The sequence below is a fragment of the Pseudomonas sp. ME-P-057 genome (genome assembly GCF_030208975.1).
GTDB lineage: Bacteria > Pseudomonadota > Gammaproteobacteria > Pseudomonadales > Pseudomonadaceae > Aquipseudomonas > Aquipseudomonas lutea.
Window position 1 is genome coordinate 156,203 of record NZ_JARVSX010000020.1, and the last position, 22,975, is coordinate 179,177.

At 56.6% G+C, this 22,975-nt stretch carries 21 protein-coding genes; 10 read left to right on the plus strand and 11 right to left on the minus strand.

All coding sequences use genetic code 11. From position 1 onward, the window contains the following. Nucleotides 1-107: 107 nt before the first annotated feature. Nucleotides 108-1,094, plus strand: coding sequence for a ribonuclease Z (locus tag QRN48_RS11040; protein WP_191945748.1), 987 nt, complete (start codon nucleotides 108-110; stop codon nucleotides 1,092-1,094). A gap of 79 nt (nucleotides 1,095-1,173) precedes the next feature. Here QRN48_RS11040 and QRN48_RS11045 read toward each other — a convergent pair whose 3' ends face one another. After that, nucleotides 1,174-1,944, minus strand: a complete 771-nt coding sequence (locus QRN48_RS11045) for an SDR family NAD(P)-dependent oxidoreductase (RefSeq protein ID WP_285350562.1) — start codon at nucleotides 1,942-1,944, stop codon at nucleotides 1,174-1,176. A 518-nt stretch (nucleotides 1,945-2,462) separates the two neighbouring features. Between QRN48_RS11045 and QRN48_RS11050 the strand changes: the two genes are divergently transcribed. After that, a complete protein-coding gene (locus QRN48_RS11050; protein ID WP_285350564.1) occupies nucleotides 2,463-2,750 on the plus strand; it encodes a Rho-binding antiterminator in 288 nt (95 codons plus the stop codon). A gap of 132 nt (nucleotides 2,751-2,882) precedes the next feature. Here the strand turns inward: QRN48_RS11050 and QRN48_RS11055 are convergent, their stop codons facing one another. Next, nucleotides 2,883-3,797, minus strand: coding sequence for a LysR family transcriptional regulator (locus QRN48_RS11055; protein ID WP_285350566.1), 915 nt, complete (start codon nucleotides 3,795-3,797; stop codon nucleotides 2,883-2,885). 173 nt (nucleotides 3,798-3,970) lie between these two features. Between QRN48_RS11055 and QRN48_RS11060 the strand changes: the two genes are divergently transcribed. Continuing rightward, nucleotides 3,971-4,765: a sugar phosphate isomerase/epimerase family protein gene (locus tag QRN48_RS11060; protein WP_285350568.1), complete on the plus strand. Its 795-nt coding sequence runs from the start codon at nucleotides 3,971-3,973 to the stop codon at nucleotides 4,763-4,765. 488 nt (nucleotides 4,766-5,253) lie between these two features. Then, a complete protein-coding gene (locus QRN48_RS11065) occupies nucleotides 5,254-5,811 on the plus strand; it encodes a nucleotidyltransferase family protein (RefSeq protein WP_191945744.1) in 558 nt (185 codons plus the stop codon). Between the two features lie 157 nt (nucleotides 5,812-5,968). Here QRN48_RS11065 and QRN48_RS11070 read toward each other — a convergent pair whose 3' ends face one another. The 3 genes from QRN48_RS11070 to QRN48_RS11080 all read right to left on the minus strand — a co-directional run bounded on the left by QRN48_RS11070 (nucleotide 5,969) and on the right by QRN48_RS11080 (nucleotide 8,276). Next, the gene (locus QRN48_RS11070; protein ID WP_065883890.1) at nucleotides 5,969-6,550 is read right to left on the minus strand and encodes an NADPH-dependent FMN reductase; all 582 of its coding nucleotides are present in this window, start codon (nucleotides 6,548-6,550) and stop codon (nucleotides 5,969-5,971) included. A 122-nt stretch (nucleotides 6,551-6,672) separates the two neighbouring features. Next, complete coding sequence (locus QRN48_RS11075; RefSeq protein ID WP_191945742.1) at nucleotides 6,673-7,416, minus strand: SDR family NAD(P)-dependent oxidoreductase; 744 nt, start codon at nucleotides 7,414-7,416, stop codon at nucleotides 6,673-6,675. Between the two features lie 2 nt (nucleotides 7,417-7,418). After that, nucleotides 7,419-8,276 carry an SDR family NAD(P)-dependent oxidoreductase gene (locus QRN48_RS11080; RefSeq protein WP_285350572.1) on the minus strand — a complete coding sequence of 286 codons (858 nt, stop codon included), beginning with the start codon at nucleotides 8,274-8,276 and terminating at the stop codon, nucleotides 7,419-7,421. Nucleotides 8,277-8,425: 149 nt separating this feature from the next. Here QRN48_RS11080 and QRN48_RS11085 point away from each other — a divergent pair, with 149 nt between their 5' ends. The 3 genes from QRN48_RS11085 (at nucleotide 8,426) to QRN48_RS11095 (ending at nucleotide 12,355) form a co-directional block, all read left to right on the plus strand. Continuing rightward, nucleotides 8,426-9,385: a LysR substrate-binding domain-containing protein gene (locus QRN48_RS11085; RefSeq protein WP_244653765.1), complete on the plus strand. Its 960-nt coding sequence runs from the start codon at nucleotides 8,426-8,428 to the stop codon at nucleotides 9,383-9,385. Nucleotides 9,386-9,640: 255 nt separating this feature from the next. Further along, nucleotides 9,641-11,284 carry a GMC family oxidoreductase gene (locus tag QRN48_RS11090; RefSeq protein WP_285350575.1) on the plus strand — a complete coding sequence of 548 codons (1,644 nt, stop codon included), beginning with the start codon at nucleotides 9,641-9,643 and terminating at the stop codon, nucleotides 11,282-11,284. A 324-nt stretch (nucleotides 11,285-11,608) separates the two neighbouring features. After that, a complete protein-coding gene (locus tag QRN48_RS11095; RefSeq protein WP_285350577.1) occupies nucleotides 11,609-12,355 on the plus strand; it encodes an AAA family ATPase in 747 nt (248 codons plus the stop codon). 208 nt (nucleotides 12,356-12,563) lie between these two features. On the opposite strand, the gene QRN48_RS11100 is transcribed toward QRN48_RS11095, so the two are convergent. Beyond that, the gene (locus QRN48_RS11100; RefSeq protein ID WP_191945739.1) at nucleotides 12,564-13,154 is read right to left on the minus strand and encodes a hypothetical protein; all 591 of its coding nucleotides are present in this window, start codon (nucleotides 13,152-13,154) and stop codon (nucleotides 12,564-12,566) included. A gap of 19 nt (nucleotides 13,155-13,173) precedes the next feature. Between QRN48_RS11100 and QRN48_RS11105 the strand changes: the two genes are divergently transcribed. Continuing rightward, nucleotides 13,174-13,545: an SND2/TMEM208 family protein gene (locus tag QRN48_RS11105; RefSeq protein ID WP_285350579.1), complete on the plus strand. Its 372-nt coding sequence runs from the start codon at nucleotides 13,174-13,176 to the stop codon at nucleotides 13,543-13,545. A gap of 264 nt (nucleotides 13,546-13,809) precedes the next feature. On the opposite strand, the gene QRN48_RS11110 is transcribed toward QRN48_RS11105, so the two are convergent. Beyond that, the gene (locus QRN48_RS11110; RefSeq protein WP_285350581.1) at nucleotides 13,810-14,781 is read right to left on the minus strand and encodes a DUF4238 domain-containing protein; all 972 of its coding nucleotides are present in this window, start codon (nucleotides 14,779-14,781) and stop codon (nucleotides 13,810-13,812) included. 216 nt (nucleotides 14,782-14,997) lie between these two features. Here QRN48_RS11110 and QRN48_RS11115 point away from each other — a divergent pair, with 216 nt between their 5' ends. After that, nucleotides 14,998-15,399 (plus strand): GFA family protein, encoded by a 402-nt coding sequence (locus QRN48_RS11115; protein ID WP_285350582.1) that lies wholly within the window; start codon nucleotides 14,998-15,000, stop codon nucleotides 15,397-15,399. Nucleotides 15,400-15,659: 260 nt separating this feature from the next. On the opposite strand, the gene QRN48_RS11120 is transcribed toward QRN48_RS11115, so the two are convergent. The 3 genes from QRN48_RS11120 to QRN48_RS11130 form a co-directional block, all read right to left on the minus strand. Continuing rightward, nucleotides 15,660-15,845: a hypothetical protein gene (locus tag QRN48_RS11120; RefSeq protein WP_191945736.1), complete on the minus strand. Its 186-nt coding sequence runs from the start codon at nucleotides 15,843-15,845 to the stop codon at nucleotides 15,660-15,662. Next, nucleotides 15,842-16,267 carry a hypothetical protein gene (locus QRN48_RS11125; protein WP_037013531.1) on the minus strand — a complete coding sequence of 142 codons (426 nt, stop codon included), beginning with the start codon at nucleotides 16,265-16,267 and terminating at the stop codon, nucleotides 15,842-15,844. Before QRN48_RS11125 ends, QRN48_RS11120 begins: the two co-directional genes overlap by 4 nt. Nucleotides 16,268-16,567: 300 nt before the next feature. Beyond that, complete coding sequence (locus QRN48_RS11130) at nucleotides 16,568-18,694, minus strand: TonB-dependent siderophore receptor (RefSeq protein WP_285350584.1); 2,127 nt, start codon at nucleotides 18,692-18,694, stop codon at nucleotides 16,568-16,570. 443 nt (nucleotides 18,695-19,137) lie between these two features. On the opposite strand from QRN48_RS11130, the gene QRN48_RS11135 reads away from it, so the two are divergent. Continuing rightward, nucleotides 19,138-20,949 (plus strand): ABC transporter ATP-binding protein, encoded by a 1,812-nt coding sequence (locus QRN48_RS11135; RefSeq protein WP_285350585.1) that lies wholly within the window; start codon nucleotides 19,138-19,140, stop codon nucleotides 20,947-20,949. A gap of 49 nt (nucleotides 20,950-20,998) precedes the next feature. Here the strand turns inward: QRN48_RS11135 and QRN48_RS11140 are convergent, their stop codons facing one another. Beyond that, nucleotides 20,999-22,795, minus strand: a complete 1,797-nt coding sequence (locus tag QRN48_RS11140) for a methyl-accepting chemotaxis protein (RefSeq protein WP_285350586.1) — start codon at nucleotides 22,793-22,795, stop codon at nucleotides 20,999-21,001. Between the last annotated feature and the right edge of the window lie 180 nt (nucleotides 22,796-22,975).

The window sequence follows — 22,975 nt, forward strand, 5'->3', positions numbered from 1 at the left end:
AGTGAATGTGCAAACGGGCCACAGCGTCTTGCGACGTAGATGATTTCAGGTCACGGCTGATCATCCGGCCTGCTCGCCAAATCTGCATCGTTTAGAAGGGGAAGTATATGGACCTGCTTTTTCTCGGTACCAGCGCTGGAGTACCCACCCGCGTGCGTAACGTCAGCGGCACAGCGGTGGTCGAATCCGAAGGAAAAAACTGGTGTCTGGTGGATTGCGGTGAGGCGACGCAACATCGGTTGCTGCGCACCTCCCTGTCACTTCATACCCTGCGCGGCATCATGATCACGCACGTCCATGGCGACCACTGCTTCGGTTTGCCGGGCCTGCTGACCACTGCCAGCATGTCGGGGCGCACCGAGGCACTCGACGTGATCCTGCCGCAGGCGCTGCATGACTGGGTGCTCCAGGGGCTGAGCGTTACCGGATCGCACCTTGGCTTTGAACTGCGCCTGCACGCAGCCGAGACCTTCGACGGCTGCCAGGTGGGCAACTTTCACGTCAGCGCGGTCGCGCTTTCCCACCGCGTGCCGTGCCACGGCTATGTGTTCGATGAAATCAATCACGGCGCACGTCTGGACGTGCAACGCCTGGAGCAGGAAGACATCCCCCGCGGCGAGCTCTGGGGCGAACTCGCTCGCGGCCGCGACGTTGAACACGATGGGCGTTTGCTGCTCGCCACCGATTATGCGCAGCCTACCCAGCCGTCACGTCGGGTGATTGTATGCGGTGACAACGACACCCCCGAACTGCTGGAGGATGTGGCGCGCAATGCTGACGTGCTGGTTCATGAGGCAACGTTCACCGAAGCGCTGGCCAAGGGGCGTGAAAATTATGGTCACAGCACCGCCGCTTCCGTTGCGCGTTTTGCCGAAGACGTCGGTGTGAAAAATCTGGTGCTGACGCATTTCAGCGCGCGGTATCAGGATAATCCTGAACGCAGCCCTTCCATCGCGGACATCCACGCCGAGGCGCAAGAGAGCTTCAACGGCGAGCTCATTCTGGCCAGAGACCTCAGGCGTTATCACTTGGCACGTGACGGTCGGCTGACCTGGTTGCCCGATTCCGTGAAAACCATGAGCAACGAAGTTTAACGACGTCGGGCCATCCGCTGGCACCGCGACACGTAAACGCCGCAGCACTTAAACCACGGGCGCCGTTGGCACATCTCCGTTACCACACGATGGGCTTGTTGTCCCAGGCCCAGAAGGTGCCGCTGTCGGCCGGCCCGTGTGCTGCGACCAGCTCGATGATGCGATCCGCCGAGAACGCTGGCTCGAATAGCTGGCCATCAGGCACATTGCTCTGAAACGGCTGTGAAAGCTCCGTGTCGGTTGTGCCTGGGTGTATCGCCAGGACAGTGGAGGCAGGGTTGAGGCGTTTCAATTCGATACTGGCGGTGTGCAGCAATTGGTTGAGCGCCGCCTTGCTCGCCCTGTAGCTGTACCAGCCACCCAGGCGGTTATCGCCAATGGATCCCACCCTCGCGGACAGCGCAGCAAAGGTCGAAGGCTGTTTGCGCAGTAACGGGAGTAAGTGCTTAACCAGCAGGATCGGTGCAAATGCGTTGGTCGTGAAGCTTGCCTGCAGGCTCGCCAGCGTTACCTGTGCCAGTCCCTTTTCTGGTTTTGCTCCGTCCTGATGAAGAATGCCCAGCGCATTGATGACCAAGTGCAAATGCTCAGACTCCCCTCGAACCTCGCTCACCAGTGTCTCGAGAGCCTGCTCGTCGCGCGCGTCGCAGTCGACTCGTTTGAGGCGGTCGCCATAGTTCTCCGCAAGGCCCGCCAGCTCTGTAGAGGTGCTGGCTTTCCGCGCCACCGCCCACACGTGGGCCACGTCTTCGCGCGCAAGCATCGCCGTGCACAATGCCAGGCCGATACCTCGACTCGCGCCGGCGATCAGGACGTGAGCTTTGCTGTGTAGTCCGGGTATCAAACTCATAAGGCACCTTGGGGAGCATGGTCGAAGTGCCCTGTTGGACGTCGGGGCAAGGCTTTGCGTTCAGACAGGCGATGCCTGCCGGCAAGGTTTCGTCGAAAGGGAACGGTGCCGGTCGATGGTTTTGCACACGCCGGTCCGATAGTCATCGCGCCGGATCGTCCTGATATGATCCAGTCTGCCCGGCAAGTTGCTAAGGTAATGCTGCCCGCACAGTGCAAGCCGAGCGCAGAGTTCGGGACTCTTCAATGACCAAGACTTCATTCCCAGGAGCGCTGACAATGTCATGCCGCTTCGAGTTGGCTCCGATCCTGCCCCGAGTCTGGACGCCCCACGGAAAATGAAACTGACGATCGTCCGCCAATCGCCCGGCATGAAGGATCGTGTCTGCTGGCCTTGCCGGCAGGGGAGTATCGAGTCCCGAAACTGCCGCGCCTCCGTGGGTCTCAAACACCGAGACTAGTCGTGCAACGGGCACGTTAATCAAGGTGGTTTTTATCCCCCATGCATGGAGGTGAGCAATGAAGACGTACCGACCCCTGAAGTGCGAGCTCTATGACTACCTGGAGATTGCGTGTTTATACCGCTACACCCTGGCCATCGAACTGATTGACGGCCAGCGCGTCACAGCCCGGGCGATCACCACGCGAACCTCGCCCACAAAGGAGGAGTTCCTCGAGGTCGAGACCGCCGACGGTCACCGGGAGATTCGGTTGGATCAATTGCTCGCGATCACGCCGCAGGAGAGCAACGCCCGGTTCGGTCGCATCGTGCTGTTGAGCGATGGGCCCACGACGCCTCAGGCGTGAAGCACCTGCGTGCGGGCGGATGACCTTTATGACCCGAAAGGCGCAGGTGTGACAGGCAACCTTCACCCTTGAGCAGTACGGCTGATGGCCGCGGTGCACCGCGCTTACGCAAGGCGTTTGGGCGTTGCCGGATCAGCTCAGGTCTCCCTTCTCGGCGCGGGCAACCAGCTCATCCACGACACGCCTTACCTTCGGCTGCAGATGCCGCGTCTGCGGCCAGACAGCGTGGATGGCCACGTCTCCCTGGCTGTAGTTCTCCAGCACAGGCACAAGCCTCCCGGCATTGAGATGGTCCCGGATCAACGAGCCAGGCATCTGGCAGATTCCCTGTCCGGCCGCGGCCATGGCAATGATTGCATCCCCGTCGCCTACCTCATGAGTACCCGGTGGAGTGATCCGGGTTAATACCCCGGCTTCATCCAGAACCGTCCAACTTACTCTCTGGCCCCGCCGATAGTTGACGATACAGCGGTGCTGTTGAAGCTCTTCCAGGGACTTCGGGTGACCGTATTTTTCGATGTATGAAGGCGCGGCGCAGATGATCTGCTTCTGTACAGCCAGACGCCTGGCGACCAGGCCGCTTGAGTCCTTGAGCGTCCCGAATCGAATACTGAGATCAATCCCTTCTTCAATAAGGTCGACCACACTGTCGGAGAACGTCACCGTCAACTTGAGCTCGGGGTACGCCGCGAGGATGTCCAGGAGCACTGGAAGAACGACGCTACGTCCATACGCTGCTGGCAGGTCGATACGAAGACGACCGCCGGGCGTTTTCTGATTGCTCGTGAGAAATGCTTCAGCAGCGAGAATTTCATCCACGGCCAGCGAGCAGCTTGCAAAGTAAGCCTCGCCGTCCACGGTGAGTGCCAGGCGTCGCGTAGACCGATGAAAAAGCTTGCAGCCCAACCTGTCTTCCAGTTTGGCGATGCTCTTTCCCACTGCGGATTTAGTGATGCCTAGCCGGTCGGCGGCCAGGGTAAAGCTGCCAGCCCTTGCCGCCGTGACAAAAATCACAACCCCGCTCAGGGCCTGTTCTACAGAGGGCATTGTCTACTCCTGCTCTACTCAGTAACGACTTTTGCCGTCTTTATCACGTTAGCGCTCTACCTTAGCCTGACGGAACATTGATTTGAACAGCGAGAGAGGACGGAAAAGCAATGACGACTCAAAACATAGAACTGCTCGCGGCCTACTGGACGATTGCCGGTGACGTTTACCCGATGGGCCCCAGTGAAGTGAGCCCGTTTTCATTCACTGACCGAATGGAGGCGGCGGGCAGGGCAGGCTTCACGGGTATCGGACTGGTACATAACGGCATGATCGCCACGGTGGATCAGATCGGCTATCCCGCCATGAAGTCCATCCTTGAGCAGAACGGCATCAAGCACATTGAGCTGGAATTCCTGGTGGACTGGTATCACACCGGAGAGCGTCGACGCCAGTCAGACAAGGTCCGTCGAGAACTGCTTGAAGCAGCCAGGGCGTTAGGCGTTCGCTCGATCAAAATTGGCCCCGGCATAGGGGAAGACTCGGCAGACATTGATCTCATGGTTAAAGAGTTCACCGCGCTCTGCCAGCAAGCGGCCGACGTTGACGCCAACATAGTCCTTGAAATCATGCCGTTCAGTAACGTGCGCACAATCGAAACGGCCTTGGCTATTGTCGAAGGCGCCGATCAGCCAAACGGCGGTCTTCTGCTTGATATCTGGCATCTGCAGCGCGGGGGCATCGACTTCAGCGAAATCGCCCGAATCCCGGCTCGGTTCATAAAGTCGGTCGAGCTGAATGATGCGCACAGATACCCGATCGAACCGCTATGGATGGACACCATTCATAAGCGTGTTTTACCGGGCGACGGCATCTTCGACATCCCAGCTTTTATCCATGCGATTCAAGCCAAAGGCTATGAGGGGCCGTGGGGGTTGGAAGTGATTTCGGACACCCACCGCAAGCTCCCCCTGGAAGTCATGGCCAATCGTGCTTTCGAAACCACCATGCGCCAGTTCAATGATTGAAAGGCCTGACTCTCAGGGCCTTGCCTCAGATTGGAAGCGGAGATTGTCGCCCCGCCAATGCGGAGCCCGATTAATCTCGGGCTGACCCTGGACCTGGACCTTTTGAGCAGCGTTTCATCTTTATAACCACCTTGGAGCACCTCATGAGCTATTTCAAGACGCTTTGCGTTGTCACCTTACTTTCGGCAGGGCTGTCCGGGTGCTTCGATACTTCGAATAATGATCAAGGCACTACACAGAATCCCGACAATGGTTCTTCTGTCCGGATGAAGCAGCACTGATCGCTCGCGTGTCAGAGTTCGTTTAGGGGCTTCTACGTCGGGAGCCGATCGGTTTAAGAAGGGCGCGGTGGAAAGAGCGCTGTCGGCCCGAAAGCTGGCTGTTGCGCTAGCTGCTAGCTGCTAGCTGCTAGCTGCTAGCGGCCAAAAGCGGATGAGCCACGTCCGAACTGGTAAGGTGTGGCATCAAATGCACGGACTGACGGGCGAATGGATAAGCTTCATCAACTGCAGAGCGCCTTGTGCGCCGATCCCGCGCGGTTACGCGTGCTCCGGTTGGTCAGGGATCTATGCCTCCCGGATTGCTGGGTGGGTGCAGGCTTTGTCCGTAGCGCGATATGGGATATGCAGCACCGTCGCCCTTTTTCGCCACTGCCGTCTGACATAGACGTCATTTGGTTTGATGAAACACTCCTGGATCCTGCCGTCGACAATCTCATAGAGGCCAATCTGTGCCGATTGGCCCCTTCATTGAATTGGTCCGTAAAAAACCAGGCTCGAATGCATGTACGCAATGACGACCCGCCTTATAGTTGCGCTACAAGCGCTATGGAGGCATGGCCTGAAACGGCAACAGCCGTCGCAGTCAGGCTTGGTAAAGACGAAGTCATTGAAGTGGCTGCACCCTTCGGGCTTGACGATCTTTTTAACCTCGTCGTCAGACCAACTGCAAGATTCGAGGTGGAGAAAAAGGCGCTGTACCTCGATCGTATCCGATCAAAAAATTGGGCCGCTCTTTGGCCTTCCCTGCACATCATCGATGCGTGATGTGAGATCAGATATCTAGAATATGGCCGCCTTGGTTAGGTAGCGGCCTGCTTTGATTGTCTGCTTTCGGCCATTAGCGGACACTAAGGCCGTACGTGAAACCTGAGACGACTCATACAACGCCTTAGATCAGCCAATGCAGAGAGTTTCTAGCGCCCTAGATTAAACCCGTTGACTTGGCGGTATTGATTTCGACCCATGCAGCAAAGGCGTCAATGAATTTTTTCAAAAACTGAGTAGTTCCGTCGTCATTCAAATTTCCGCCTGGCCCCAGTAGCCTTGTCGCCCCACCGATATACGCTTCCGGTTGCTGCAAAAGTGGCATGTCCAGAAATACCATAGACTGACGCAAATGATGGTTAGCACCGAAGCCGCCGCTGGCACCGGGCGATACGCTTACGATAGCTGCGGGTTTGCCTGCCCACACAGACTCGCCGTAAGGGCGAGAACCAATATCAATCGCGTTCTTCAATACACCAGGAACTGACCTGTTGTATTCGGGAGTGAAAAACAGTACTCCATCTTTCGACGCCATATTTTGGCGAAAACGAGTCCAGGCTTCAGGGGCACTCTTACCGTTTTCTTCCAAGTCTTGGTTAAACAGATTCAGTTCGTTGATCTCGACTATTTCTAATAAAAGGCTCGGTGGCGCAAGCGCGATTACTTCTTGAGCAAATAGGCGGTTCAACGACTCTTTGCGCAGGCTGCCGACAATGACGGCAATCTTTTTAGGCGACATGATGGGACCTTGATTCAAGTGGCTTTAAAGGGGGGTAATCAATTTGAAAAGAACAAAAAACGGACGTCGAACGGTGGCCGAACGATGAGGACTGCCCCACCGCCTGGTCATGCGGGTCTGCCCTATACTTTGGCGGCGCCGTTGACAACCAGGTGATGACCGGAAATCCAAGCTGCATCGTCACTTGCCAGGAAAAGCACGGCGCCTTCGACATCGGCGACAGAGCCCAAGCGCGCAAATGGCGACAACTGTGCCAATGCCTGATAGTCATTTTCCTGAAGGTTAGCGATGACACCGGCGTCACGTAGCGGCCCCGGTACCACACCGTTCACCGTGACGTTACGCTTGCCCATTTCCTGCGCGAGACATTCAACGTAAAGCCGGCCGGCGGCTTTGCTTCCGGCATACGCGGTGAAGCCTGCGTTCGGTACGATCGTCGTAGTGGACGAAATCACGATGATGCGTCCACCATCGGTAACATGGCGCGCACTTTCGCGAAGCGTATAGAAGGTGCCAAACACATTGGTTTTGGTGACAGCCTCGAACATCGCGTTATCGATTTCCGTGATCGGTGTGTCGATAAGCTCCCGCCCGGCATTGGCCACGACAATATCGATGCGCCCAAATCGAGCCAGCACTGCTGCGAATATGGCTTTGACAGAGTCCGGGTCGCTGATGTCTCCCCCGATGGCCATTGCTTGAGCGCCCTCAGCAACGAGCGCCTCGACATTTCGGTCGGCTGCGGCAGCGTCAGTGTTGTACGTCAACGCAACGAAAGCCCCCTCTCTGGCAAAACGACGTGCCAGGGATAATCCGAGCCCGCGCGATGCGCCGGTAATCAGTACAACTTTGTTGGTCATTCGCATGATCAGATTCCGTTGATGCTGCGTTCTGTAGAGGTTGCGTTGCCCTGCCACTGGACAAGTTCCTGCTCGACTTTGGCCATTTTTGCACGCATTCCGCCCATCGCATCGGCACCCAAGGCCGCGTGCACGGGTGGATGATCCGCCTCCATCAGGTTGATAATCGCCAAAGCCCCTTTTCCTGGAACATTCGGCTGCTTACCTTGCAGACCACCTATAGCTAAACGGAACTTACCGACGGGTGTGCCTTCATATTCATCGATTTTTTGCTCGACGTAAGCCAGTGAGCGACCCGCAAATTGGGTCTCGAATACACCGATGGTCAATACAGTCGTGGCGATGTTAAAGGGTGCAAGTTCACCTGCCAGTGCTTCACCCAGGATGTCAGTAGCGCCCTTCGCGGCCGAGTACACGCCCATGCCCGGGTAGCCAATGAAGCCACCGATTGCGGAGAATTGAATGATGTGCCCGCTGCGCTGCTTGCGCATCGCAGGGGTTACAGCGCGAATGATGTTCAGGCCGCCAAAGAAATTCAGATCGAATACACGCCGCGCTTCTCGATCCGTCATTTCTTCAACTGCACCCACTGTGCCAGCACCCGCACAGTTGGCGACAATGTCGATACGACCAAAGTGATCCAGCACTTGGGCCACACCCGTTTTGACCGCCACATCGTCTGTCACGTCTACCAAAACGCCCATGCCCTGCGCAGCATGTTTACCGTTATAGAAATCCACTTCTTCTTGCTTGCGAAAGGTGGCTGCGACTAGCGCACCTTTTTCCAGCAGTTGATGCACTAACTCGCGCCCCAATCCCGATGAGGCACCAGTAACGAGGACGACTTTGCCATTTATCGATTTCATTCTCTGCTCCGGGGTTTGGCTATTCACCGGATGTTAGGTATTGGGCCTCCCCCCAACAAGCCGGTTTGGCCAGATTCAACTTCCCGCTCATTGGACGCTCCTTCCCAGCGAAACATTGCCAAATAACCACATAGTTCTAGACGGTACCCTTGGAACTCTTCAAGATTAAAAATTGCCTTCCTATGATTGGGCCATACGTGAATCGGCTGGACCTGAACGATCTGTTTATTTTTGTCAATGTGGTCGATCGCGGTGGGTTTACTGCCGCAGTTGCAAGTACCGGTATGCCCAAGTCAACGCTTAGCCACCGCATGCAACAATTGGAGTGCGAATTAGGTGTGCGTTTGCTCAGCCGAACCTCGCGTCGCTTCGGTATGACCGAGGCCGGAGAAGAGTTTTACCAGCACGCGCTGGCCGCGCTGCGAGAAGCGGAGATGGCAGAAATGTCAGTGCGTCAGCGGTTGTTGGAGCCCGTCGGGACCATCCGGTGTACCGCTGGAGTCGCGACCATGAATTTCGCCATGGCGGGCATGATCGCTGACTTCCTTCGTGTCTATCCCAAGATCAATATGGTCGCTCATGCGGCCGATCGTACCATCGATATTGTTGGCGAAAATTACGACGTCGCCATCCGGGCGCATGAGGCTCCATTGCCGGACTCCGATCTTGTCCAGCGCATGCTCGGGGTCGCTCCCTGGTTTCTGTTCGCCGGATCAAGCTATCTGGCCGAGCATGGCGCACCGGCCACGCCAGCGGAGCTAAGCAGCCACGCCTCGATTTTCTTTGCGCGAGCTAATGCCCCCATGGACTGGCGGTTGCGCCATGTCACTCTATCGATCGAAGAAATTGCTGTGCCCATCATGCCGCGGCTGCAAAGCGAGGACATGCTCAGCCTGCAACATGCAGCTATCAGCGGGCTTGGGATTGTGGCCCTGCCGAGTTACATCGCGCGGGCTGCCGTTGCGCGTGGTGAGCTTCATCGAGTTCTGCCCGAATGGATAGCTGGCGATGCCAGGATCACTGCACTGGTACCTTCCCGCAAAGGATTGCTGCCGTCAGTACGTGTTTTCTTGGATCACTTGGCTTCGGAGTTTCCGAAGATCCTCTAGCTGTAAAGCCATCCTTAATAGGCTGGGCAAATCGTTGCAGCGGCTTCTCCATGAATACAGCACATTTTTTTACCGAATACAGCAACTACGGCGGCACTACCGAGCGGGTAGGCGCCGAAGACAGGGGGAGTTCTCGACGTCCATTCCACCGGACACAGATTCCAGAAACCCCGTCTTGCTGGGTCAGGTACGCGTTCCTACCATGGTTCTTGCCTCTCATCCTCGACGGCACTAACGATACCTGATCTGGAATCTATGATTTTGACAATCACACGACGCGGCGCGATAGCTTTGGGAGCACAGGCAGTGCTAGTTGCAATGACGGCAGGCGCTGCTACGTTTGCCTCTGGTGCAACGCTCAGCTCCAGTAAAACTAAAGAGATCCCTCGGACTGGCAAGCAGTTTGACGTGGTGATCGTCGGTGGTGGATCTGCCGGTGCCGTCCTTGCAGCACGTCTCAGTGCCGACCCGCTGCGCAGTGTGCTGCTGCTCGACGCAGGTCCCGACTTTGCGCCCGACCGTTATCCAGCAGTGCTGACGAACGCCGACCTAGTTGCCGCCTCTCCCGAATACGACTGGCATTACCATAGTGACGACTCAGCTCGGATAGGTCACGACATAGCCATCCCACGCGGCCGAGTGATCGGTGGTAGCTCCGCGGTCAATGCTGCTGTGGCGATGCGTGCGCGTCCTGCCGACTTTGCGCGCTGGGCCGGACGCGGAATCGAAGGTTGGGCTTGGCCGGAAGTGCTGTCCGCCTACCGAGCGATGGAAAACACGCCCACTGGCGAAGATGCATGGCATGGCCGTACCGGCCCATTTCCAGTGCGTCAGCGCACTGCTGCGCAGAATACTATCTCAATGCGTGCTTTCGTGGCGGCTGCCGAGTCAGTTGGACTGCCGCTCGTGGATGACTTCAACGGCGCGCGCCAGCACGGCGTAGGTCCCTACCCGTTGAATGTCATCAACGGCACCCGAATCAATACCGGCATGGCTTACCTGAGTGCAGACGTGCGGGCTCGCGCCAACCTCACTATCCGCGGCCACGCTGAAGCCGACCGCGTCCTGATAGAACGAGAACGCGCCATAGGTGTATTGCTAGTAGACGGCGAGATAGTTCCAGCCGGCGAAGTGATCTTGTCGGCCGGTGCCATAGGCAGCCCCGCTATCCTGCTACGCTCCGGTATCGGCCCACAAGGCCATCTTCGCGAGATGGGAATCGGCACCGTCGCTGATCTACCGGTAGGTGAACGGTTGCAAGAACATCCGTTTTTCTTCAACGTCTACGCGCTGAAGACCTCCGCAATTGCTATGACCCCAGCCGGCGGCGCCATCGCTTGGACTCGTTCGCAACACGCCGCACCGGACGATCTGGACTTACATATCTCCGGTACACACCTGATCGACCCAAAGGCAAGCCCTACCGGCGGTGCGATAGTGCTGGCATGCGCCGTCACATTGCCTAAATCCAACGGTAGCGTACGCCTGACCAGCCGTGACCCCCGAGTTGCGCCGAACATTCGGTACAACTTTTTTGAACAGGAAAATGACTTGGATCGCATGGTCGAAGCTGTAGAACTGTCTCGCAAGATTGGCCGCAGTGCACCGTTTGCTGACTTGGTTGACCATGAAATGACACCTGGTAGCAGCGTAATTGAAGGCAAGGCTTTGCGACAAAACATCGTAAACAATGTCGCCGGCTATCAGCACCCCACGTCGAGCGTGCCGATGGGCGCGGACGGTGACAAGGCCGCCGTAGTCAACAATTGGGGCGCGGTGCGAGGTATCGCGGCACTGCGTGTTGTGGATGCCTCTATCATCCCGGATATCCCATCGGTAGCGACAAATCTTACTACTATCATGCTAGCCGAACGCATTGGTGCTCACCTGACTCGATAATTTTCCCCGAACGCAGCGTAAAACTGGAGCATCAATGATTGGACCGCTAAAGCCGAACTCTGCAATAAGAACCACAATCTGAAATTAAATAAAATATACGGAGGCCGTTGAGCAAACGCCGTCAATAGACGATAAATTGGAAATTAGGAGTTTGGCCGAAACACCGGCGCAACCGCGGCGCGAGCCAAGAATAGTTTGTTTTATGTCGGACCTATCTAGTGCTTATAAAAAAGAGCCAAACTACAAAAAGACTATTTATAATAACCTTAACTGTCACACGTATAATTATAACTCTTAAATAAGACAGCTACGGCTAGGAAGTTAATGCCTTACATTAAGAGAATTGAAATCTTAGAGAGCTATAGAAAAGAGAATAATTTTCCTTTCTATTTGCCTTCAATTCAATCAATTAGCAAAATCGAGCTTCACCCCTTGATAAATTTTTTCGTTGGAGAAAACGGCAGCGGTAAGTCAACTCTTTTAGAGGCTATTGCAGTTTCATGTAGCTTTAATCATGAGGGAGGCAGTAAAAATTTCAAGTTTTCTTCCAGCGATGAAAAATCCCTACTGTCCAAGGCATTGCGCTTGTCACGCACAGCAAAGCGACCTCGAGATGGCTATTTCTATCGGGCAGAAAGTTTTTATAATGTAATTACAGAGATGAATAAGTTGGATTGCGGACCTGGCGGGCCAGCTATTAAGGACTCATACGGGGGGAACGATCTTCATACAAGGTCTCATGGTGAGGCTTTTATGGATCTGATTTTACATCGATTCGGAGGAAACGGATTGTATTTACTAGACGAGCCTGAATCTGCGCTATCTCCCCAACGCCAATTATCTCTGCTGGTACGTATAGCGGAACTCGCAAAACAAAATTCGCAGTTCATAATTGCAACTCACTCACCAATTTTAATTGCTTACCCGGGCGCCAGAATTTGGGAGTTTACCAATAAAGGATTGGAAGAGAAGGAATATTCAGAAACTGAAAACTACCTAATTATGAAAAGTTACTTTGCTAACCCTGAAGGCTTTATGAGCAAGCTATTTGATGAAAAGCATGATTTTTAGTTAATCCAGGCACTGAAGAACATCGATGGTTAGAGCGTGTATCAAGTTCGCTGGCGCAAAAAAATGAATTGTTGCCGATCGCAGCTTAATAGATACGACGGCATTATTGCCTTGTGTAGCGTAGATCGATATGCCGCCGATTTCGAGGAGAATGGCCGCTTCTGGCCGGTTGCAGCCCCTCGAAAAAGGCCGCCTCGGGTCTTTAGCTTTATTTTTTACAGACGTTGTGAGTCTTGTTCTGCTCCATTAACTCAACGCGTTGCCCATAGCCTGTCATCATCACGAGCTTTCGTTCGGTGATTCCGGTTGGCTGATAAGCCATTCCTTGGGCATCAAGGTGGGGAATGAAGCCCGCCGCCGTCATCTGATCAATCAGTGTTTTACGTCGGGTGACGTCGATTAGGCCTCTGCTGTTGCCGGTAGTCAAAAATACAGGGCGATCAGCTTTCAGTAACCACACCGGCTGTGCGCTGACATCACCCTTAAAAATATACATGCAGTCGGTTGACGCGCTGGTAACTTCAGCTTGCCGGACGTAGTGGCCTTTCTCATACCCTACCAGTGTGAGTAAGCCGGGTTGGACCAGCGCGAGCGTATCAACTGTGTCCACCCCTTCTTGTTGAACGCCATAGTCAAAATAGGCCCATTTCAGAGGGAGCACGGTCGACGGCAAATACGCCAAGTTGAGATCTTGCTTCATACGGGCCAAATCTTCAGGTGTTCCAAAGGGAACTGGATTGCTGCAAGCTGCTAGAAGCGCGGCGCAGCTTCCAGCGAGGAGCCAGTGCAGGCGTTTCATTTTCACTCTCCGTGTGTCGATGCTGGTGTTGCTAATTGAATGGGGGCGGATGTTATCAGAAACACCGCAGGTTCCATGGTTGGAGCAGTTCAATCTTGATTGGAGCGGGAAAAGGTCGATGGAGAGAGAAGCCAGCAACCCCGGAATTCTAAAGCGCTATCGGTACCCGATACTGGCATTGATGGCTATCGCGTCATTGAGCAGTGCAGTGTTGCGTTTTTCCGGCGACTGGAGCCACTTCTGGGCGGTACTGGCAGTGCAGGCGTGGTTCATTCAAGCGGCCTTCGCTTACCTTCGAGAAGGCCGGATTGCCATTGGACCGGGTAGGTTGTCTAGGGATGCGGCTCTATTGGGAAGATTGGCACTGGCGGCAACCGCATTTGCCGCTTAGCTGTTGGCGTTCGCCTATAGGTCTGATCACGTTGACTCGGTTCATGAACGAAGAGCTTCGGATTGGACAATGCCTACCCGGGAGGATATCGGACGCGCAGGTGAGTGAACGTCAACCAGTGTCTCAGACGTCCTTTCGCAGAAGTTACCAATGTAGCGGCAGCTATCGACCCGTAGCGGACATTCATAAAGTCTGACAAAACAGGCGTCCATCATGCCTAGCGCATTGGGGGCCTTTTGGATAAAAAGGTTAGGCATCAGCATATTAAGCCAGCCTTGAACGTGGTCCTCGTCGAAGATTCGGATATTCCGCGAGCATTGTTTGCGCTAGGTTGAAGTCGTTGGACGTAGAAAAGATATAGCGCTCGCTCCATGCAATCTGCAGGGAGTTGAAATTCTCAACATTAGCAACTGAGTACTGCACTGGCTTGCCACTCAAAAGGGAATCGCTCATGGCAACGATTCCCTCGGGATCAGCTCCATCTTCCGCTCTTCGCGTGGCAACCAATGACCGTGCGCCACGGTGAACAAGATGGGTTAGAGTAGGGCACCACATTGCCAGAGCACGAGTAGGCGAAAGTGGAAGGTAGATTTCAATACCTGGAGTCGTCAGTCCAAGGTTGCCTCGAAGAGCCCGATCAATCATGTTCTGACGCGTTAATGGATTGTCGCTTAGAAGGAATGGATGTTGTCTTGATGTCGCAGCGAGAACCCAGTCCTTGCCTAGAAAGTGATCTGCGTAAATTGAGGGGGCGCTGAAGACAATCCTTGCGGTCTGTTCCTTCGAATCGCTCTCCGGAATATCGCGAAGAAGCTCTTCGGCCTGTGACCCAGGCGCAATTTGATCGCCGTTCTGCTCGAAGTGTTCCCTCACCATTCTGGGGAACGCGTTCCACTCCTCGCGAAAGGTCTTGGTTCTGGTGAGTTGTACCGCAAGGAACGAGGCCAAGATGTGCTTTTGCTCATCCGCAAGGCTAGATAGCGAGTCAGCATCGAGGATCGTGCTGATCACTAATTTGGCATGCCCTTCTAATTCAGAGAGCCACGGCTCGATAGATAGCGGCTGGCCTTGATACTCAAAGTCGTAGAACCGATTTTCACTGGCAAGATTCTTTGTGTTTGAAGGAAAGCTTCGATTCGAGGACTTGTCATAGACCCAGACCTGATCTTTCTTTCCGTTACCGAAGTTCCGCATGAGAAATTGCGGCACGTAGTGCTGAACTTTTGCGATCGTCATCTCAGCTGTGATCTCGTGGTGTGCTTACAGGTGGCTCAGACAATGCGACGTGGCCCAGACGCCCTGTCGCCTTTCAGATTCGAATGCAGTATCGATGACGCTACCCATTCGCCGTCACTGTGTCCACCGTCTGCTTCTGGCCGAAAGCGGTCAGTCATTCGACCGCTTAGATTGCGGCGATTAAGCTGGCACCTAATCACCTGCACGGAACAACGTATGACAGAGGTTTATCAAGGAAGCTGCCTGTGCGCAGCCGTGGTTTATGAGCTGCTAGGCCCGCCAAAAGCAGTCAGCCACTGTTACTGCAGCCAATGTCGCAAAGCTCATGGCGCAGCATTCGCTTCGTACGGCAGCGTACCGCGCGGCGCGCTGCAAATACTTCGCGGTTCTTCATGGGTCAGAAGCTACGCTTACTCTGAGATTGCATCACGGGAGTTCTGCGGGCAATGTGGTTCAACCTTGTTTTGGTCGCGATCACAAGGCGAGTTCGCCGACTGGATTTCGATAGCGCTAGGCACGCTTGATACCTCTTTCATGCCTCAAACGCAGAAGCACGTTCATATCGAATCTGCAGCTCCTTGGTGGCCGTCATCCAGCCCATGCCCGCCGGTCAGCTGACCACGTTGGATCGAAAGCGGTCAGGCGCGACCAACCGCCTTCAATCCCTGGCAGATGCTTGATAGCTCTACGAAGAACCGCGCTTACGGAACCCGCCCCAGATCACGTCCGGCAAAAGTCCCAGCCCAAAGGTTCGTGCGAGTTGCCGAAGGGTGAACCCATGAAAAGGTGAGCAGTCAGTCTGGCTGGCTGAAACTTCGTCTGATGCAGCGGTGTACCTACCAATACGGCGACGCGATGGCCGGTATTCGTCGTGAGGGTTATTTCCTCGCAGCGCCGCGGTCTCTGGCCAGAGCACGACGCAAGCGGAAGTTATCCAGCCCTAATGAGATGAGTAGCACGGCACTCAGCACCGAAAACGCGTCGTCGCCCAGATAATGCAAGATTGCCCAGGCGAGCATCGAAAGGCCAAGGGCGCAGATCAACAGCAGGAAAGAATCTTTCATGCGGTGTGCTGCCAGTGTCGATACAGCATCTTCCCTGGGTGGTTCGACGTGTAGAGGCCCGGGTGCCGCTGAATGCAGGTCCGCATCCACTCTCGGTCCAGCTGGTTACGCGTCAGCAGCAACATGACGTCAGACATCGACGTACCGTTGGCAAGTACGCGTCCTGTCGCCACTGCGATGCTGCCAACAACGGCGCCGGCGTAGAAAGCGGCCGAGCAGGCGCCGACTACGGCGAGCTTTTCCAGCCGCGTGCCAGCACCAACGATTTCCATGAGGGTGACCCTGGAACCAAACTTGTCGATCTGGGTGGCCAGGGCCGTGGCAGTCGCAAGCGCAGTGGTTGCGTTGGCGAAAAGCGTTTCGGGGGCGGCAAGCCCGAGAGCGTCCATGTTTTCTTTGAAGTACTGGTAAAACTCAGACATCTTTTGTCGTCCCTGGCAAAGTGGTCTGCACAACCCATAGGCGGTTCAGGTGCGCAGGGTTGGCATCGTAGCCACCCGGAATGGGCTTGTCCAAAAAACCCTATGCGACCTGGGTAGCTTTTTGCCGGGTGGAAGAGCCATCGACCCATGGCCCCTTGTGCGTCGAGCGGAGGCAAGACTCACTCATCGGCTTGGGCACAGGGTCGGAGAGGCCCTTATCGAAAAACCGCACCAAGGGTGTGCGAATGCGCGTCAAACACTGGGGTCAACAGCCGTCACTGCTCCCGCCCGCCAGGCCGCTCACAGCGTATAGGACACACCCACCTGAACGGTGCGGGGCTCTCCAGGGTAGGCGTACACATTGCCGAACGCGCCTTCTTCAAAATCCCGATCGAACAGATTTTTCACGTCAAGATTCAGCCTGATCTTGTCATTGACCTTGTAGTAGCTCAGTAGATCGGCGACGGCGTAACTGCCCATGCTGAAGGCCGTGTTGGCGGTCTGTCCGGCACGCTCATCAACGTATTTCGCACCTACACCCAGCCCGAGCCCTTTCAGCTCGCCATCCTGAAACTCGTACATGTTGAGCAGGCTGAAACTGTTCTTGGGGATGTTCAACAAACGTGTGCCGGATTGCAGCACGTTGTCCTTGGTCACTTCAGCGTCGACGTAGGCGTAACCGCCGATGACTCGCCACTGGGGTGTGACATTGCCGGCGACGTTGATGTCCAGGCCCCGACTGCGCACTTCGCCTGCCGCAACGCTGAAGGTTGAGTCGACCGGGTCTGTGGTCAGCACGTTGCGCTTTTCGATTTGATAGATCGCGGCATCGACGCTGAGCTGGCGATCCAGCGCTTCCCATTTGACGCCGATCTCATAGGACTTGCCTTTTTCCGGCTCAAAGCCGCCGCCTTGACGACTCGCACCGGTGTTGGGCTTGAACGAGCGAGCGGTGTCGGCATAGACCGCGACAGTGTCAGTCAGGTCGTAACTCAGGCCCAAGCGTGGTGTCACCGCGTTGTCGCTCGCCTCCCAGCTTTTCCCGCCCGGCACGTAAGTGTTGTAGTCGTGCTCGAAACGCTCGAACCGCGCGCTGCCCAACAACCTCAAGCGATCAGTGAGCGCTACTTGATCCTGCACAAAGGCCGCGTAGGTTTTGAGGTTTTCCTTGTCGTGGGTGGGTGTACGGGTCAAGGCAGGTCGCGGCTGACCGTACACAGGATTGAAGATGTCGATCGGATACGCACTGACGGCACCGCTGGAGCGTTGAATGATGGAGGTGTAATCGTAATTTTCGACCTCCACGCCGGTCAGCAAGGTGTGGTCCAGGCCCATCGTCGAGAAGTGGCCGGTCAGGTTCAGCTGGGTATCCTTATCCGTCCACTCAAGCTTGCGGTAGTTGAAATTGCGGCCCAGAGTGCGGCCGTCGTCAGCCACGCCATTGGCTTCTATCGCGTTACCTTGCAAGGTACCGTCCAGCCACTGGAAACCGCCGGCCAGTGTCCAGTTCTCATTGAGCAGATGCTCGAAACGTAATTGGGCCATGTTGTTGTCGTTGTGCAGCTTGCCGGCGTCTTTCTCGCCAAAGAAGGTCTCCCGGGAGGCCGTTCCGATCTGCTTGGCGTAACGCGTCACGCCGCGATCCAGCGGGTGATTGTTACGCATGAAATCCCCCTCGAAAACGACCTTGGTGTCATCGGATGCTTGCCAGCTCAGGACGGGGGTAACTCCGTACCGCTCGGTTTCGACGTGATCCCTGAATGTGTCTCCTCCTTCGCCTATGACGTTCAATCGGTACCCCAGACGACCTTCATCGTCCAGCGGGCCAGAGGCGTCCAGGGTGCCGCGTTTCATGCCCTGATCATCGAGCTGACTGCCCAGGGTCACGGTGCGTTCGGCAGTGGGCTGTTTGGATACGACGTTGAACGTGCCGCCCGGATCGCCACGGCCGTATAAAGTCGTGGCCGGGCCGCGAATGACCTCAAGACGCTCGATGCTGTTGGCGTCGGGCATATTCGGGTAGCCCCGGTTGATCGGGAACCCGTTGCGATAGAACTCGCCCGTGGTGAAGCCTCGTACGGTAAAGGTGGTGAGGCCTTGTCCGCCAAAATTGTTGGCCCGCCCCACACCGCCTGCGTAGTCCAGCGCATCCTGCAGACGCGTCGCACCCAGATCGTCAACGACGTCCCTGGAAACGACGCTGATCGACTGGGCAGTTTCATGGATCGAGGTATCGGTGCGGGTGGCACTGGCTGAACGAGTGGCGTGATATCCGTTCACCGGGCCGAAGGCCGACTCATAATCTGCGGTACCGACAATGTCTGTCGCCTCCAATTCCAGGCTGTGGGGCAGGGCGGGGATCTCTTCAGCCCACGAAGAAGGCGAGCAAGCCTGGAGCACACAAAGGGACAGCAACGTACGACGCATCGAGGGGAGCCTTAGCTGGAAGAAAGACGTGTTGGCGTCCATGCCAAAGAGCGCGAATGATATTTGATATGTAACAGTAATGATATGTATTGCTATTCGTGACGCTGCAATCCGTACGACAAAGCGGGCAAGGCGCTGGATTCGCCGCGCCGCGTGCATCGGGCCACTATTTCACCGGCAGGGCATTGCTACCGCTGCGCCTGTTGTCGCTCGACTTGTCGGGTCACAATGACGAGCCCAACATCGCGACTGAATGTCGTGAGTGCCGGGCGTGCTTGATGCACCTTTACTGCGTCATACGCACCAGGACGTTCAGATCGAATTCCTCGAGACCAGACCGGTCTCATTCGCAACCCGCGCTGCTGCGTCAACAATACCGGCGAGGCGTGCCGACCCAGCCGGTACAATCCCCTGTCACTGCCCACCCGGAGCCTGTGCTTCCAATGTCGTTGTTCACTCGCTTGACTGCTTTTTCCACCCAGAGCGGCAGGGCGGTCGGCCTTGTCTGGGAGACTTCCCGCCCCCTGTTCAGCGGCTTGATCGTGGCGACGCTGATCGCCGGCATTTTGCCCGCACTTGCCGCCTGGATCGGCCAGCGCATCGTCGATGCCGTGGTTCAGGCGATGCAGATCCATGCGACTGGAAGCCAGGCGCCGGTTTGGCCTGTCCTGCGTTACGTGTTGGCGGAGGCGGGCGTGTTGGCGTTGCTGGCCGCGGCGCAACGGGCGCTTTCGATGCAGCAGGCTCTGCTGCGGGTGCAGCTGGGCCAGAAGGTCAACATGATGATCCTGGAAAAGGCCCAGACCCTTTCGCTGCTGCAGTTCGAGGACTCGGCCTTTTACGACAAGCTGGTGCGCGTGCGCCGCGATGCGTCCACCCGGCCACTGGGCCTGGTTACAAAAGGCCTGGGCCTCGCGCAGAACCTTATTTCGCTGGCCAGCTTTGCAGTGTTACTGGTGCATTTTTCCCCTTGGGCGCTGCTGATTCTGGTGCTCGGCGCGCTGCCGGTGTTCTTGGCCGAGACGCACTTTTCCGGTAATGCCTTCCGCCTGTTTCAGCGTCGCGCCCCGGAAACCCGCCAGCAAAATTACCTGGAAGCATTGCTGTCCCAGGAGGCTCACACCAAGGAAGTGAAGCTTTTCGGCATGGCGCCGTTGTTGCTGCAGCGCTACCGCGACAATTTCACGCGCCTGTACGCCGAAGACCGCCGGCTCACCTTGCGCCGCGACGCCTGGGGCTTTGCCCTCGGGCTACTGGGCACCGCCGCGTTCTATGTGGCCTACGCCTGGGTGGTGCTGGACACCGTTCGCGGCCAGACCACCCTGGGGCAGATGACCATGTACCTGGTGCTGTTCAAGCAAGGACAGGTCGCCATCACTGCCAGCCTCAGCGCGATTGCCGGTTTGTACGAGGACGGCCTGTACCTGTCCGACCTCTACGAATACCTGGAGGTGCCGGTGGCGCCTGGCCGAGGCACGCTTAAGGCCGGAGCGCGCCCGGGCGACGGTCTGCGCTGTGAGCAGCTGGGGTTTCGCTACCCCGGTGCCGCCCAGCCCATGCTGAGCAACATCAGCCTGCACTTGAAGCAGGGCATGAGCCTGGCCCTGGTGGGCGAAAACGGCTCGGGCAAAACCACACTGATCAAACTGCTGACCCGGCTCTATACACCTGACGAGGGCCGGATCCTGCTGGACGGTAGCGATTTGCAGGACTGGGACGAACAGGCCTTGCACCAGCGCATCGGGGTAATCTTTCAGGACTACATCCGTTACCAGATGACGGTCGGCGAAAACCTTGGAGTGGGTGACGTCGCAGCGTTCGATGACCAGGCCCGTTGGCGCGATGCGGCCACTCAAGGGATCGCCGCCGAATTCATCGAGCGCTTGAGCAACGGCTACCACACGCAGTTGGGACGCTGGTTTGTCGGCGGCCAGGAACTGTCCGGCGGGCAATGGCAAAAGCTGGCGCTGTCACGGGCCTACATGCGCCGTGAGGCCGATCTGCTGATTCTGGATGAACCGACAGCCGCCCTCGACGCTGCGGCGGAGGCTGCCGTATTCGAGCGCTTCCGCACGTACGCCGAGGGGCGCATGACGTTGCTGATCTCTCACCGATTTTCCAGCGTGCGCAACGCCGATCACATCATCGTGCTGGATCAGGGCCGGATTCTGGAAGAAGGCACCCACGAGCAACTGATGGCTGGGGGCGGGCGGTACGCCAGCCTGTTCAACATCCAGGCGTACGGGTATCGGTAATCGCCCCGACGACCCACTGCCGGGGCAACACTCGTTTGCCGCTGTCAGGTCACTTGGCGAGCAATACCGACGAATCGAAGCCCATCCGCAAGTTGCCCCAATGACGACCGTCAAAAAAGAACGGTACGTCGATTTCGGTCATTATTTCCCCGGTGTCGCGCAGGTAGGTCTGCAGCAAAAAGCGCTGGGTATTGCCTGCGGCGCGCAGGCCGACCGGGTCGGCGAACATGCGCTTGTTGCGGCACACCGGCAGGTCGATGGCGCGGTCACCGGTGGGCGGTTTCGAGACCCAGCTGTTGTTGACCGGGCAATAGCCCCGGTTGTCGACGATGAAGGAGACCTTGCCACCCTTGGTGCCTTTGGTCAGTGCGTCAATTTCTTCCTGGCACACCTTCGCGAAGCGCTCGCTGTAGCTGGTGACGTACTGTTTCGGGTCAGTGTTCGGTATCGGCTTGTAGTTTTGGTCAAACAGGTTCAGGCCTTCACGCTGCAGCTCTGCCAGGCGTTGCTGGAGAGTGTCGCGGCATTTCCCCGCCCGGGTGACCGCCGCATCAAGGGCGCCGTGACCCAGCACGAAACTGCCAAGCATCGCCTGTACGCGTTCGGCGACGCCCAGCAAATCGCGCGTAGCGGTTGCGGAATGCTGCATGCGCTGATCGATCGACTGGCTGTCGGCATAGATCTGCGCGACCCGCTCGTTGATTCCGCTGTTGCTCACGGCGAAGTTCTCGACGTGCTCTGCAATGCCCGCCAGCTTGCCGCTGGTGGCCTCGAAATCAATGATCATGCTCTCGAAGTGGCCGGAAGCCCGCTCCACGATCGTGCGGGTTTCGCGCGCGCTATGGCTGATGTGCGAGGTCTGTTCGTGAGTGGACGTGACTTCCAGCAACATCGCGTCGATGTCCCGGGAAATATCATCGGTGGCCGTGCTGACGTTTTGCGCCAGCGTGCGCACCTCGTCGGCAACCACCGCAAATCCGCGTCCGCTCTCACCCGCGCGTGCGGCTTCGATGGCAGCGTTGAGAGCCAGCAAATTGGTCTGCGAGGAGATTTTCTGAATCAGACCAACGATGGACTTGATGCTCGAAGAGCGCTGTGTCAAAGCGGCGACCAGGGTGCTGAATTCGTTGAGGCTGTTGGAGATCTCGCTGATTTTGCCGGTGACTTCCAGCAGCTCGGCGTACGAGTTGCGGGCCATGTCGAGGTTCTGCGCCGTCGTGCTGGTAATGCCCTGAGTCTGCTGTGAGACCTCGTGAATATTACCCACCGCCATATTGCTTTGCTCCATCACTTCTTTGGCAAAACGTGCCTGATGGGTGGCGCTGTCGCTGGAATCGCTGATGTTTTTCAGGGAGCGCGCCGACTCGACGGCAATCTGCACCGTGAGCGCCTGGATCTCGCTGATGGTCTCCCGCTGTCTGGCGAGGAAGCGGTTGCACGTGCTCGCCAGCACCCGGATTTCATCGTGGGTGAGCAGCGGCAGGTCCTTGGACAAATCGCCCTTGCCGTTGGCAATGTCTTCCAGGGCGTGGGTCATCAGCGTGACCGGGCGCACGATCAGGTGACGGAAATACCACACCATGAAGCTGATCATGGCGAAGGTAAACAGCGTACTGAACAGGATGGCGTTGCCAAGATTGTCCAGGCTGCTCTCGATGCCCTGCACCACAGTCGCATCCAGTGAGGTATTGCTCAGCTTCGCAAGGATGTCCGTACGCGTGCTCACGGCGCGCCAATACACACCGCCGCTGACCGCGACGAGCAGGAAGAGGCTCGAGAGTTTTTTGGTCAGGGTGTTGAAAAACTGCAGCTCGATTGACTCGTATAGCTCCTTGAACATCCGCATTCCAACGGTTCCCCTCTTGGTTAAACACTGATCCCTAATGGATAGTGTTCGACCTGAAACAGGAAAGCTTTAACGAATGCTGGCCAGGTTGGCTGATCTGGATCTCAAACCTCTCGGCGTTGCCGCTTTCAAAGAAGCCAAACGCCTTAGTTGCAAATCCCTCATGGTCGCCTGGCCGTT